The organism is Collimonas sp. OK242, assembly GCF_900107095.1.
Lineage (GTDB): Bacteria > Pseudomonadota > Gammaproteobacteria > Burkholderiales > Burkholderiaceae_D > Collimonas.
This window is the reverse complement of record NZ_FNOR01000006.1, coordinates 263,244-277,282: the sequence shown is the minus strand read 5'-3', so window position 1 is coordinate 277,282 and position 14,039 is coordinate 263,244. Positions and strand designations below refer to the sequence as shown.

General features: G+C 58.5%; 12 protein-coding genes. 9 read left to right on the top strand and 3 right to left on the bottom strand.

The genetic code is table 11. The annotated features are described in order from the left end of the window. The 4 genes from BLV81_RS08570 to BLV81_RS08555 form a co-directional block, all read left to right on the top strand. On the top strand, positions 1–557 hold a 557-nt coding region (locus BLV81_RS08570; RefSeq protein WP_143036316.1), incomplete at its 5' end, for a porin. Positions 558–787: 230 nt separating this feature from the next. Next, positions 788–1,384: an undecaprenyl-diphosphatase gene (locus BLV81_RS08565; RefSeq protein ID WP_092354374.1), complete on the top strand. Its 597-nt coding sequence runs from the start codon at positions 788–790 to the stop codon at positions 1,382–1,384. Positions 1,385–1,463: 79 nt separating this feature from the next. Continuing rightward, complete coding sequence (locus BLV81_RS08560) at positions 1,464–2,126, top strand: response regulator transcription factor (RefSeq protein WP_092354372.1); 663 nt, start codon at positions 1,464–1,466, stop codon at positions 2,124–2,126. Beyond that, positions 2,102–3,451, top strand: a complete 1,350-nt coding sequence (locus tag BLV81_RS08555; RefSeq protein ID WP_092354370.1) for an ATP-binding protein — start codon at positions 2,102–2,104, stop codon at positions 3,449–3,451. Before BLV81_RS08560 ends, BLV81_RS08555 begins: the two co-directional genes overlap by 25 nt. 36 nt (positions 3,452–3,487) lie before the next feature. Here BLV81_RS08555 and BLV81_RS08550 read toward each other — a convergent pair whose 3' ends face one another. Further along, on the bottom strand, positions 3,488–4,711 hold the full coding sequence (locus tag BLV81_RS08550; RefSeq protein ID WP_092354368.1) for a CaiB/BaiF CoA transferase family protein: 1,224 nt from the start codon (positions 4,709–4,711) through the stop codon (positions 3,488–3,490). Between the two features lie 325 nt (positions 4,712–5,036). On the opposite strand from BLV81_RS08550, the gene BLV81_RS08545 reads away from it, so the two are divergent. Both BLV81_RS08545 and BLV81_RS08540 read left to right on the top strand, forming a co-directional pair. Continuing rightward, positions 5,037–5,378, top strand: coding sequence for a hypothetical protein (locus BLV81_RS08545; protein ID WP_092354366.1), 342 nt, complete (start codon positions 5,037–5,039; stop codon positions 5,376–5,378). Positions 5,379–5,389: 11 nt separating this feature from the next. Beyond that, positions 5,390–5,950 carry a glycine zipper family protein gene (locus tag BLV81_RS08540; RefSeq protein WP_176992798.1) on the top strand — a complete coding sequence of 187 codons (561 nt, stop codon included), beginning with the start codon at positions 5,390–5,392 and terminating at the stop codon, positions 5,948–5,950. 137 nt (positions 5,951–6,087) lie between these two features. Here BLV81_RS08540 and BLV81_RS08535 read toward each other — a convergent pair whose 3' ends face one another. Both BLV81_RS08535 and BLV81_RS08530 read right to left on the bottom strand, forming a co-directional pair. Next, positions 6,088–7,443: an ATP-binding protein gene (locus BLV81_RS08535; protein ID WP_092354362.1), complete on the bottom strand. Its 1,356-nt coding sequence runs from the start codon at positions 7,441–7,443 to the stop codon at positions 6,088–6,090. Positions 7,444–7,497: 54 nt separating this feature from the next. Continuing rightward, positions 7,498–8,220 (bottom strand): response regulator, encoded by a 723-nt coding sequence (locus BLV81_RS08530; protein ID WP_176992797.1) that lies wholly within the window; start codon positions 8,218–8,220, stop codon positions 7,498–7,500. 355 nt (positions 8,221–8,575) lie between these two features. Here BLV81_RS08530 and BLV81_RS08525 point away from each other — a divergent pair, with 355 nt between their 5' ends. From BLV81_RS08525 to BLV81_RS08515, 3 genes are all read left to right on the top strand, one after another. Next, positions 8,576–9,076: a Spy/CpxP family protein refolding chaperone gene (locus BLV81_RS08525; protein ID WP_092354360.1), complete on the top strand. Its 501-nt coding sequence runs from the start codon at positions 8,576–8,578 to the stop codon at positions 9,074–9,076. Positions 9,077–9,427: 351 nt separating this feature from the next. Beyond that, positions 9,428–10,858 (top strand): MdtA/MuxA family multidrug efflux RND transporter periplasmic adaptor subunit, encoded by a 1,431-nt coding sequence (locus BLV81_RS08520; protein WP_092354358.1) that lies wholly within the window; start codon positions 9,428–9,430, stop codon positions 10,856–10,858. Between the two features lie 17 nt (positions 10,859–10,875). Then, positions 10,876–14,037, top strand: a complete 3,162-nt coding sequence (locus tag BLV81_RS08515; RefSeq protein WP_092354356.1) for an MdtB/MuxB family multidrug efflux RND transporter permease subunit — start codon at positions 10,876–10,878, stop codon at positions 14,035–14,037. Positions 14,038–14,039: the final 2 nt, after the last annotated feature.

Sequence of the window (14,039 nt, the reverse complement as noted above, 5' to 3'; positions counted from 1 at the left end):
GTCAATTCGCGCACAACACCACAAAATCTGCTGCGATCGGCTACAACGGCTCCAACTTCATCGTTTCCGGTTTCATCAACCAGGCTGACGTCGGCAACGGCATCGACTCCAGTCTCGAAAAGCACAAGTCCTATTCGCTGGGCGGCAGCTACATTTTCGATCTGGTGCGTTTGAACGCGGGCTATTTCCATTACACGGCAGAACAGGGTGCACTCGGCAAGCGTAAGGACAATGCATATACCGTATCGGCCAAGTTCACGCCGCAAGGTTCGTTCGACTATGAACTCGGTTATCAAGTAATGAAAGCCGACAACGCTGCTTACAATGCGGCCGGGACCGGTACCTTGAATGCCTACAACGATGCCAGCGGCTCGACCGCGACCGGAAGCGGCAGGAAATCCACCATCTACGGCTCGACCCGCTATCATTTATCCAAGCGCACGGAGCTGTACGTGGCAGCCGACTATATGAAACTCACCGACGGCTATCGTGTGGCTTCAGCGCATGGCTTCCAGAACCAGACCGAATTTGCAGTAGGCATGATCACCAAATTCTGACCTGTCAATTGATGAGTTGATCACCTGCTGATGGATTTTTGAATCCAGGCATCAGGCAAAGCCGGCATGACTTTCGTCAGCGCCGGCTTTTTTCATTGCATGCCCTTCGGCACTATTCCACTACCTCAGTAACAGCTAAGTCTTAGCAACTATCCTGCTCCGCAATAGTCATAAGCTACCAGCCCCCGATCCAGGGGCTTTTTCACAGCAACATATTGTCAAAGGGCACCATGGAAGAACTGAATCAATCGCTGTTTCTGCTGATCAACGCCGGCGCGCATCCCTCCGCATTTTTACTGAATGGCGCCATGCTATGCGCGGAGTGGTTGATTTTCCTGATCCCGGCCGGCCTGCTGCTAGGCTGGTTCCGCGGCAGCGAACAAACCCGCAAACTGATGCTGGAAGCAGTCGTTTGCGGCATCGTCGGTTTGTCGATCAGCATGTTGCTTGGTGTACTGTGGCAACATCCGCGCCCGTTCATGATCGGCCTCGGCACTAATTTTCTTGCCCACTCTGCCGATTCGTCGTTTCCCAGCGATCACCTGACTTTGCAATGGTCGGTGGCTTTCAGCTTCCTGCTGCATCCGCAGCTGCGCAAGCTTGGCGTGATCTTGAGTTTGCTCGGCCTGCCGATGGCATGGGCCCGGATTTACCTGGGCGTCCATTTCCCACTCGATATGGCAGGCGCGGCGGCGGTTGCAGCGCTTAGCGCAGGACTCTGTTCTGGCTGCGCCAAGTGGTTTATCGGACCGCTGTTCAAATCGGTTTCCTTCATCCATGGCCGTTTGTTTGCACCGTTGATCCGTCGCGGCTGGATGTTGAAATAAGCCGGCGGCAAGGTAGAATCGGCCGGAGTTGCGGTTTGAGGCATCTTGACGCAAGTTGACGCATACACAGGAGCAGGAAATGAGGGTATTGCTGGTGGAAGACGATCGCATGATCGGCGATGCGGTCCAGACTGCATTGCGCGACGCCAGCCATGCCGTCGACTGGGTTCACGACGGCACGACAGCCTTGGGTGCTGCGGCCAGCGAGAGCTACGACGTCATGCTGCTTGACCTGGGCTTGCCGCATCAGGACGGATTCGCCGTGCTGCGTCAGCTACGACAGCAGGGCAAGAGCTTGCCGGTGCTGATTGTAACGGCACGGGATGCGGTCGAAGACCGTATCGGCGGCCTCGACCTGGGCGCAGACGATTACGTGACCAAGCCGTTTGAGATGGGCGAACTGCTGGCGCGCATGCGCGCCGTGGTAAGGCGCAACGCCGGCAACGCCAATCCGGTCATGAGTAACGGCGCCCTGGCCCTCGATCCCAGCACGCGCGAGGTGACCGTAGACGGCATCGCAACCCGCTTGTCGGCCCGTGAATTTTCCTTGCTCCATGCGCTGCTGCTAAGACCGGGAGCGATCCTGTCACGCCAGGAACTGGAAGACCGTATCTATGGCTGGAACGAAGAAGTCGAGAGCAATGCGGTGGAATTCCTGATTCATTCGATTCGAAAAAAACTGGGTGCGGCGTCGATCAAGAATGTCAGGGGGTTGGGATGGATGGTTGCCAAACAAGATTAAGCCGTTCATTGCAATTTCGGCTGTCGCTATGGCTGTCACTGGTCATTCTCGCCATGGCGGTTCCGGCCGGCGTGTACTCTTTTTTTTCGGCTTTTCATGAAGCCAACGATCTGCAAGACGATCAGTTGCGCCAGGTTGCGGCGCTGGTGCTTAGCCGCGACTTGCCGCCGGCCACGCCGGATCGCAGCGCAACAGGAAAAATGAAGGACGACGAATCGAAAGTCATCGTCCAGATCCTGGCGCCGGCACAGAATGCCAGGAACGACGACACATCCCTGCGCCTGCCAGGCGATCTGCGCGACGGCATGCAAACAGTCAAAGTAAAGCATGTGCCATGGCGCCTGTTTGTCCAGTCGACCGTATCCGGCCAGCGGCTGGCGGTGGGCCAGCAGACGGAAGTGCGCGATGAAATCGCCCGCGACAGCGGCTTGAGGACGGTAATGCCGTTCATGGTGCTGATCCCGATATTGATAGCGCTGGTCAGCATCATGGTGCGCGGCATGCTGCGGCCGATTGCAAGGCTGTCGCAAGAAGTCGACCGGCGCGACGACCAGGATATGCGTCCGCTCGACGAGCAGCAGGTGGCGGATGAAATCCGGCCGTTGATCGGCTCGATCAACCGGTTGCTGCGACGGGTTGCCGACAACATGGATGCGCAGCGGCGCTTTCTTGCCGATGCCGCGCATGAGTTGCGCTCACCGCTGACAGCCTTGTCGCTGCAAGCGGAAAATCTGGCGGCAACCGATCTTTCGCCGGCCTCGAAAGCGCGCCTGCTGCCGTTGCGGCAAGGCTTGAATCGCAGCAAAGCGCTGCTGGAACAACTGTTGACGCTGGCCCGCTCGCAAAATACCGGCGCGCCTCAGGCCAGCCAGATCACCCAGGTATCCTTGCAAGCGGTGCTACGGCGCGTAGTTGAGGATAGCTTGCCGCTGGCGCAAGCCAACCACATCGATATCGGGGTGGAAGCCGATGTCGAAGTCACGCTGGCGGCGCAGGAAGTCGATATCGTGGCCCTGATACGCAACCTGATTGACAATGCAATCCGCTATACGCCGGCTGGCGGCAACGTGGAGGTGCGCATGCACGCGCAGCCTGGCCTGGTGACCGTCGAGGTGGAAGACAGCGGGCCCGGCATCCAGGAAATGGAACGCGAGCGGGTATTCGATCCTTTTTATCGCGTGTTGGGCAGCGACCAGGATGGCTCCGGCCTGGGACTGTCGATCGTCAAGTCGATCGTGGCAAGGCTGCATGGCAAGATCGAACTGCTGCATGCCCGCAGCAGTGCGCCTTATGGATTAAAAGTGATTATTCGTATTCCCGCCTGATATTGCGGGCGCAATGTTCATCACTCAGCTTTCGATTCAGATCACTCCCTGCCGCCGCAACTCAGCGATTTGCTCCGCGCTTCTGCCGATAGCCGCCAGCACCTCTGCCGTATGCTGTCCTAGTTCCGGCCCTACCCAGTTGGTCTGGCCCGGGGTCGCAGACAGCTTGGGTACGATGCCCGGCAAGTCTATCGGCTGACCGTCCGGCAGGACATGCTGCTGGATCATGTCGCGCGCGCGGAAATGCGGATCCTGGTGGATATCCGCTGCGGTATAGACCTTGCTGCTCGGCACGTCAGCCTGTTCCAGCACTTGCAGCACATGTTCCAGAGCGTGTTGCGAGGTCCATGCGCTAATTGCTGCATCGAGCATGTCGTTATGCTGCGCCCGGCCGTCGTTGCGCGCCAGGCGCGGATCTTCCGCCAGGTCGCCGCGGCCGATGGCATGCATCAGGCGTTTGAAGATACTGTCGCCGTTGCCGGCGATGATGACATAGTGCTCGCCGCGCGCATCGCTTAAGCATGGATACGTGCTCGAGGGCGAAATGCCGGGAAAACTGGCGCCGGTACGCTCGCGTACGAAACCGAACTCGGCATATTCCGGAATCAGGCTTTCCATCACGCCGAATACCGCTTCGTACAGAGCGATATCGATGAATTGCCCTTTGCCGCCGTTCGCATTCAGATGGTGCATGGCCAGCAGCGCGCCAATCACGCCATACAGCGAAGCCAGCGTATCGCCGATGCTGACCCCCACCCGCACCGGCGGCCGGTCTGGATAGCCGGCCAGGTTGCGCAAGCCGCCCATCGATTCGGCAATCGCGGCAAAACCCGGCCGCGCATGGTAAGGGCCGTCCTGGCCATAACCGGATACCCGCACCATGATCAGCTTCGGATTGATCTTCGACAAATCCTCCCAGCCCAGGCCCCAGCCTTCCAGCGTACCGGGACGAAAATTCTCGATCACGATATCGGCGTCCTTGACCAGATCGCGCACGATCTGCTGGCCCTGCTCCGATTTCAGGTTCAAGGTTAGCGATTTCTTGTTGCGGCTCTGCGAATACCACCACAGCGACGTGCCGTTGTGCAGTTTGCGCCATTTGCGCAGCGGATCGCCGTCGCCCGGCGCTTCGATCTTGATCACCTCGGCGCCGAACTGGCCCAGCAGGCTGGCTGCATATGGCCCGGCAATCAAGGTGCCGAGTTCGATCACCTTGATGCCCTGGAGGGAGGATTGCTGCTGTGCGGATGGCTGCTTCATTTCTGTCACCTGTATTTTCTGTTTCTATTTTCTGTTTCTATTTTCTGCTCATCCTGCGTATCGGCAGATTATAGAGTAGGCGGCAGGCGACTTGCCTTGCGTGCCGCCGTGCCGGCGGTAATCTAGCCACGTCCTTGAAATTTATTGCCATTTACTGTCTTCCTGCAACAAATCCCTACATGGAGCTGCGCCCATCGGCCGATTTGTATCAAAGAGTTAAAATGATTGATCTTTACGCCAACATTTGCAACGAGAAGTAACTCCTGTTGGCGATTGCGGCGCACCGGATTACTATTAGATAATTGATAAATGCGCAGGACATTTCATGAAAAAAATTGCTCTATTGGTACTTGCTGCTGCGGGCCTGATGGCTGCCAGTTCGGCCAGTTTTGCCTACGGTTATTACGGCCATGGCGGCTTTTACGGCCCCCGCTTCGGTGTGACCGTAGGCGGACCGCTTTATTGGGGCCCGCCGCCGGTGTACTACCCGCCACCGGTGTATTACGCCCCACCCCCGGTCTATGTTGCACCTGAGCCGCAAACCTATATAGAACAAGCCCCGAACTATGCGTATTACTGCCCTAGTCCGGCTGGCTACTACCCGCAGATTCCACGCTGCCCCAAAGGCTGGATGAAGGTAATGCCGGACGAAGCTCAACCTAGATAAGGCGGTGTGTGATGATAAATGGAACTACCAAGGTAATCGCGGCCTCGATGGCCGTTCTGCTGAGCGGCTGCGTAACTGCGCCAGCCGGCCCGAACGTGATGGCACTGCCGGGCGCCGGCAAGAGCTATGAACAGTTCCGCAACGATGAAGCGGTCTGTCAGCGCGCTGCGCAGGACAGGGTAGGACCGTATGCACCGCAAGCGGCAGCCGACAACGCGGTAGGCACGGCAGCAGCAGGCACCGTGATCGGCGCAGCGGCTGGCGCCTTGATCGGCGCAGCGACCGGCCGTGCCGGCGCCGGTGCGGCGATTGGCGGCGGCGTTGGTTTGCTGGCAGGCAGTTCGGTAGCAGGTGACTCGGCGGCACGCAGCAGCTATGGCATGCAGCGTCAGTACAACATCGTGTATACCCAATGCATGTACGCCAAGGGTAACCAGGTGCCGGTTTCCGGCGGCTATGCAAATAATCGCCGCCAATATGCACCGCCTCCGCAATACTCGGCACCGCCTGATTACTATCCGCCGCAACGGGGCAACAGCTATGGGCCGCCGCCGGATTATGTTCCTTATTGATTGTTGTTGATCAATCTCCCTGCAAAGACATGCTTTACGCATGTCTTTGTGCATTTGGGGGAGCATTTTTGATGTTGATGCATGCCTGGCAGGAAAAAAACCTCCGTCAAATGCGAAGGCATGTGCTCCGTAGTCCGTCAAATCCCGTTCAAAGCCGGCAACCGCAAAGTCGCTTCCAACCCGCCTTCCGGATGATTACGCAACTGCAAAGTAGCCCGATGATTCTCAGCGATATTACGCGCAATCGTCAGTCCCAATCCAGTCCCCCCTGTATCCCGCGAACGCGAAGTCTCCAGCCTGAAAAACGGATCAAACACCGTCTCCAGCAACTCAGCAGGAATACCCGCCCCGCCATCGCGAATCCTGATCACGATATCAGTACCCTCACGCGCCACCTGCAGACGCGCATAACGGCCGTATTTGGTCGCGTTATCGACCAGATTTGTCAGGCAACGCCGCAGCGTATTCGGCTGCGCCATGATCGAAGCCCGCGTACACCCCTCCAACGTGACGTCCTGCCGGGCATCGACCGCATCGGCGCAAACGCTATCAAGCAAGGAATCGATATCCAGCTTCTGCATCGCTTCCGCCGAATCCATGCTGCGCGCCAGATCCAAGCCCTCACGCACCATGCTCTGCATGACAGCCAGATCCTCCAGCAACTTGCGACGCAAATCCTCCTCCCCCACTTTTTCCAGACGCAGGCGCAATCTGGTCAACGGCGTCTGCAAATCATGGGTAATCGCCGCCAGCATATGGGTGCGATGCTGGATCTGCCGTTTGATGCGCGCTTGCATGGCATTGAAAGCGGTAGCCGCCTGGCGTACTTCGGTCGGTCCGGTTTCATCCAGCGGCGGCCGGTCGATATCGCGCCCCAATTCGCTGGCGGCAACCGCCAGATGCTTGATCGGCCGCGCGGTCATTTTCGCCACAAAAAAAGCCAGGCCGCCGATCAACAACAGAAACAGGGCGAAATAAGGCGACAGGTAGGGTATGCCGGGCGGCCGTCCAGCCGGCCCGCCCGGGCCACGCATCATGCGTAATTTCAGCTTCAGCAGTGTGCCGTCTTTGAGGCTGACGTAGACCACCTGGCACTCTTCGACCCGGCGAAAATCAAGGCCTCTGCGCGTATGCAACTGGCAATCGTTTTGCCTGTCCACGACCACGTTGCGGTTATCGCCCAGCCGGGCCTTCAGCAGCGCAGTCAGTGAAGGATTGTCATTGACCGCGTTTTCGGTATCTTTGACCATGCTGGCTTCCAGGCCAAAATTATCACTGGTCTGCAACACCACAGAACGCATGTCAGGGCCGACGTTGTCTAGTGAAAAAACGATCTGCTCGACCCGTTCGGCGATGCGGAACTCATAAAATTCCTTGAAAGCCTTGCGTCGTTCATTGCCGGCCAGCCAGCTGGTAGTGGCGGCCGCCACCAGGATCCCCGCCAGCAAAATCAGGAATACCCGGTTGGCAACCGAGCCAAGAAAATTTCTCACAGGCAGAATCCCTTTTCTAGCGCGCGCTTGCCGTCACCGAAGCTGGCACACGCATCACGACTCTACCGTCACCGCGGTAGCCAGCACATAACCTTCGTTACGCACTGTCTTGATAATCACCGGGGTGCGCGCGTCGTCGCCAAGTTTTTGGCGCAGGCGGCTAATCTGGATATCGACTGAACGATCGAACGGATCGGATTCCCGGCCCTGGGTCAACTCCAGCAATTGATCGCGGTTCAGGACCCGGTTCGGATGATCCAGAAACACCTTGAGAATACGATATTCGGCGCCCGATAAAGCCACCACCAGGCCGTCGCTGTTGACCAGGTGGCGCGCGATCAGATCCAGCGTCCAGCGCCCGAACTGGATTTGCTGGGCCTCGGGCGAGACCATGTTCGGCGGCAGCGCCTGGGTGCGGCGCAAGACGCTGCGGATGCGGGCAAACAATTCACGCGGCTCGAACGGCTTCGACAAGTAATCGTCGGCGCCCATTTCGAGTCCAAGGATGCGATCCAGCGGCTCGCCGCGTGCGGTCAGCATGATCACCGGAATATTCGAATCGGCACGCAGGTTGCGGCACAAGGTCAGACCGTCTTCGCCTGGCAAGGTGAGATCCAGCACCACCAGGTCGACCCGCGTTTCCGACAGCACTTTGCGCATGTCGCTGCCGTTGGTCGCCATCAAGGTGCGGAAGCCGTTGGCATCCAGGTATTCGGCCAGCAAAGTCCGGATTTCGTGGTCGTCATCGACCACCAATATGTGAGCAGCAGTTTCCATATGCGTGATTATCCTAGGGCCTGTTAACATTTGATTTGGGAGTGCGAACGCGCGGCCAATCGGAAAAGGAAAATGGTAGTGATGAATGACGACGTATTCAATGCAATCGGTCCCTGATAGTTGGAAGCAGCGGATGTCTGCAGTTTCCAGGATTATGGCAATTCGCAGCAAGAAAGACGATAGTAATTTGTATATTGGCATATCTGCCAGGTGCGTAGACACTTTAAGATACAAAGCAAACTTGATGCCATACACGGTGATACAAAGCCCCGCTTTCATGAAAAACCGGCGACACACCAGCGCGTTTCAATGCGAATTGTGCGGATTGCACTTACATTCATGGAAGGATTTCACTATGTTCAAGCTTCGCAAACAACTGCTGATCGGCATGACCGCACTGAGCATTGCTGCCATGGGCATGACCGCCTACGCGCAAGCCGACGGCGCCAACGGCCGCCAGGCGCCTACGCCAGAGCAACAGGCCAAATTCGCCGAGAAAATGGCAAAGCGCCAGGCCAAATGGCATGACGATCTGAAAATCACCCCGGCGCAAGAAACTGCATGGCAGACTTTCCTGGGCAAAATCAAGCCAGTCATGCCAGCCGGCGCGCCACAGCAACGCCCTGACAAGGAAGAATGGGCCAAGCAAACCGCCCCTGAGCGCATGGAACACCAGATGGAATTCCTGAAACGCGCTGAGACCCGCCTGGCCGAACGTACTGCGGCCGTCAAGGAATTCTACGCTGTGCTGACGCCCGTGCAGCAAAAGGTCTTTGACGAGCATTTCAAACAGATGGCGCAACATCGTTTCGGTCATCGCGGCTTTCACCATGGCGGTCCGGAAGATCGTCCGTAACGGAACCCGGCCCGGTGTCGATCCGGGCCAAAACCAGCGCTCGGCAAACGGCGACTCCAGGAAACTGCGGGGAACCAGCCAGGTTTAACGCCAAACCGGGCGCATTGCCGCGATTTTACCGTTTGCCAGGCGCAATTCCTCTGGCTCAGCCTCAGTTGCCGTCCACTGGCTAGCGGCTACACTGCCTCGCAAGCCCTTTCATTAATTTGAAACAATTTCTAATAAATACACACGGCGGTAAAATTTACTCGCTAAACTCATGTAATTGTTTTTCAACAATTTGCCGGCTGTACATTCCCAGCAAATTCATGCATTGCGCCTGACCACATTCTGACTGACCTCCTGCCTGCGATGACTACTACACCGACTCCCCGAATCGACCAATCCAGCCAACCCCGTCCTGCCCTTCCAAATCAATACCAGGGCGGATTCCAGCGCGGCTGGCTGTGGCTGATTGGAGTCATTGTCCTGGCGCTGGCCGCCTACCTGATCTGGGGGCGCAACCATCAGGCTGCCGATCCGGCGGCGGAAAAATCCGGACAAGCATCGGGACCAGCGCCCGGGCAGGCAGCCAATGGCAAGGGCGGAAAAGGCGGCAAACGCGGCGCATTTGCCGGCGCCGGCGGCCCATTGCCGGTCGGCGTAGCAGTCGCCAGAACCGGCGATATCCGGATCTTTATCTCGGGCCTTGGCAGCGTTACCCCTGAAGCCACCACTGTCGTCAAAAGCCGGGTCAACGGACAGTTGATGAAATTGCATTTTCAGGAAGGGCAGGTAGTCAAGGCCGGCGCCTTGCTGGCCGAACTGGATCCGCGTCCTTACCAGGTGGCGGTGACGCAAGCGGAAGGCCAGCTCATCAAAGACACCGCCCTGCTGAAGGCGGCACAAATCGATTTGCAGCGCTATCGCACCTTGCTGGCGCAAGATTCCATCGCCAGCCAACAGGTTGATACCCAGGCGGCTCTGGTCAAGCAATATGAAGGTGTGGTCAAATCCGATCAAGGCGCACTCGACAGCGCCCGCCTGCAACTCACTTACTCGCGCATCACTGCGCCGATCAGCGGCCGGCTTGGCTTGCGTCAAGTCGACCTGGGCAACGTGGTGCAAAGCAGCGACACCAACGGCATCGTCATCATCACCCAATTGCAACCTATCACCAGCGTATTCAGCATCCCCGAAGATAATATTCCCAGTGTCATGAAACAGATTCAGGCTGGCAAGAAACTGGCGACCGATGTCTGGGACCGCGACCAAAAGAACAAACTCGACAGCGGCGCTCTGCTGACTATCGACAACCAGGTCGACAGCACTACCGGTACGGTCAAGCTGAAGGCGGAATTCCCGAATGCCAACTACGCCCTGTTTCCGAGCCAGTTCGTCAATGTCCGCATGCTGCTCGACACCCGCCGCGACGCTATCGTGATTCCGAATGCGGCGATTCAGCGCGGCGCCAACGGTAATTTCGTGTATGTGGTGAAAGCCGACCATACCGTCACCATCCGTCCGGTAACGGCAGGTCCGGCGGAAGGTGAATCGACCGCGATTGACAATGGTATTGCGATAGGCGAAACGGTAGTCGTCGATGGCATCGACAAACTGAAGGAAGGCGCGAAAATCGAACCCGTGACCCGTGGCGGCCCGGCTGCTGCGGCTACGGGCGCCGGCGCCGACAGCCCCCGTAAGGGCGGCCATCGTCGCCAACCAGGCTCCAATGACGGCGCTGCCGCACCTGCGGCCAGCGCGCCCGCAGCCGCCGCAACCAGCAACCGCAGCAGCCAGTAAGCGACTGTGAAGAAAGCATGAATCCCTCACGCCAATTTATTCTCCGGCCGGTTGCCACATCCCTGTTGATGCTGGCCATTTTCCTGGCCGGCGCCGTCGCCTACAAGCAATTACCGCTTTCGGCCCTGCCGGAAGTCGACTATCCGACCATCCAGGTAGTGACGCTGTACCCTGGCGCCAGCCCGGACGTCATGACCTCGTCGGTCACCGCCCCGCTGGAGCGCCAGTTCGGCCAGATGCCGGGCCTTAACCAGATGTCGTCGACCAGTTCCGGCGGCGCCTCGGTCATCACCCTGCAATTCAGCCTCGACCTGAGCCTCGATATCGCCGAACAGGAAGTCCAGGCGGCGATCAATGCCGGCGGCAACCTGTTGCCGTCCGATCTGCCGACGCCACCGATCTACAACAAGGTCAACCCGGCCGATACGCCGATCATGTCGTTGGCGATTACATCGAAAACGCTGCCGCTGCCCAAGGTGCAGGATCTGATCGACACCCGCCTGGCGCAAAAGATTTCGCAAGTGCCGGGCGTGGGCCTGGTCAGCTTGTCCGGCGGCCAGCGGCCTGCTGTCAGACTGCAACTGAATCCGCGTGCCGTCGCCGCGCTGGGCTTGAATCTGGATGATATCCGCACCGCTATCGGCAATGCCAACGTCAACCAGGCCAAAGGCAGCTTCGACGGCCCCGCACGCGCCTCCACCATCGACGCCAACGACCAGCTGCGCTCGGCCGACGAATACCGCAACCTGATCATCGCTTACAAGAGCGGCGCGCCGATCCGCGTTTCCGATGTCGCCGACGTGGTTGACGATGCCGAAAACGTCCGCCTGGCGGCCTGGTCCAACAGCTCGCCTGCGGTGATTCTGAATATTCAGCGGCAACCCGGCGCCAATGTGATCGGCGTGGTCGACAACATCAAGAAGGTCCTGCCGAAACTGCAGGAAACCCTGCCCGGCGCTATCGATGTCCAGATCCTGACCGACCGCACCACCACCATCCGCGCCTCGGTGGCGGATGTGCAATTCGAACTGCTGTTGTCGATCGCGCTGGTGGTGATGGTGATTTTCGTCTTCCTGCGCAGCGTACCCGCCACCATCATCCCGAGCGTGGCGGTGCCGCTGTCGCTGATCGGCACTTTCGGCATCATGTACCTGGCCGGCTTTTCCGTGAACAACCTGACGCTGATGGCGCTCACCATCGCCACCGGCTTTGTGGTCGACGATGCGATCGTGATGATCGAAAATATTTCGCGCTATATCGAAGAGGGCATGAAGCCCTTGCAGGCCGCTCTTAAGGGTGCGGAGCAAATCGGCTTCACCATCATTTCGCTGACATTTTCGCTGATTGCAGTGCTGATTCCGCTGCTCTTCATGGGTGATGTGGTCGGCCGCCTGTTCCGCGAATTCGCCATTACGCTGGCGGTGGCCATCCTGATTTCCGCGGTCATTTCACTGACGCTGACGCCGATGATGTGCGCCAAGCTGCTGCACCATATCCCGCAAGAAAAACAAAGCTGGTTCTATCGCAAGAGCGGCGCATTCTTAGACCGGATCATTGCCCGTTACGGCGTCGCGCTGGAATGGGTGCTGCGCCATCAGTTCTCGACCTTGATAGTAGCCATCGGCACGCTGGCGCTGACCGCGGTGTTGTACATATTTATTCCAAAAGGCTTCTTCCCGGTGCAGGACACCGGCGTCATCCAGGGCATTTCAGAAGCCAGCCAGTCGATTTCATTTTCCGGCATGGCTGAGCGCCAGCAAGCGCTGGCTGCGGTGGTGCTGAAAGACCCTGCAGTCGAAAGCCTTTCTTCGTTCATCGGCGTCGATGGCAGCAATGCCACCTTGAATAGCGGCCGCCTGCTGATCAACCTGAAGCCGCGCGACCAACGCAATATCAGCGCCAGCGACGTCATCCGCCGCCTGCAGCCGGAGCTGGATCGCCAGGTCGGCGACATCACGCTGTACATGCAACCGGTGCAAGACCTGACGATTGAAGACAGCGTCAGCCGCACCCAGTACCAGTTCAGCGTCGAAGATGCCAACCCAGACGAATTGAGCATCTGGGTGCCCAAGCTGATCGAGCGCCTGCGCAAGCTGCCTGAATTAGCCGATATCGCCAGCAACCAGCAAGATCTCGGTTTGCAAGCCTACATCGCGATCGATCGCGATGCGGCCTCGCGGCTCGGTATCACCACGGCGGCGATCGACAACGCCTTGTATAACGCCTTCGGCCAGCGCCTGATCTCGACCATCTATACCCAATCGAACCAGTACCGGGTGGTGATGGAGGTCAAGCCGGAATTCCAGAAAGGTCCGGCGGCATTGAACAGTATTTTCCTGGTCGCAGGAAACGGCAACCAAGTACCGCTGTCGAGCATCGCCACCGTCGAGGAACGCACTTCGCCGCTGGTGATTAACCATATCGGCCAGTTCCCTGCCACCACGATTTCATTCAACCTGGCGCCCGGCGCTTCGCTAGGCCAGGCGGTCAAGGCGATCCAGGCGGCAGAACTGGAAATCGGCATGCCGGCCAGCATCCAGACCAGCTTCCAGGGCGCCGCGCTGGCCTTCCAGGCATCGCTGAGCAACACGCTGATGCTGATCCTGGCGGCGGTCATCACGATGTATATCGTGCTCGGCGTCCTGTATGAAAGCTATATCCATCCGATTACGATCTTGTCGACGCTGCCGTCGGCCGGGGTCGGCGCCCTGCTCTCGCTGATGATCGCCGGCAGCGATCTGGGGATTATCGGCATCATCGGGATTATCCTGCTGATCGGTATCGTCAAGAAAAACGCCATCATGATGATCGACTTTGCGCTGGACGCCGAACGCAACGAGGGCAAAACGCCGCGTGAGGCGATTTATCAGGCTTGCCTGCTGCGTTTCCGCCCGATCCTGATGACTACCATGGCGGCTCTGCTGGGCGCATTGCCGTTGATGCTGGGTGGCGGTGTCGGTTCGGAACTGCGGCAACCGCTGGGGATTACCATGGTTGGCGGCTTGCTGGTATCGCAAGTATTGACCTTGTTCACTACGCCGGTGATCTACCTGGCGTTCGACAACCTGGCGCGCCGCATGAAGGCACGCTTCGGCAGCGGGGAAGACGACAGCCAGGGCGACGACGACCACGATGGCGCTGCTTCTCAGCCGCAGCAACCGCAGCCCACCAGGCCGTAGGG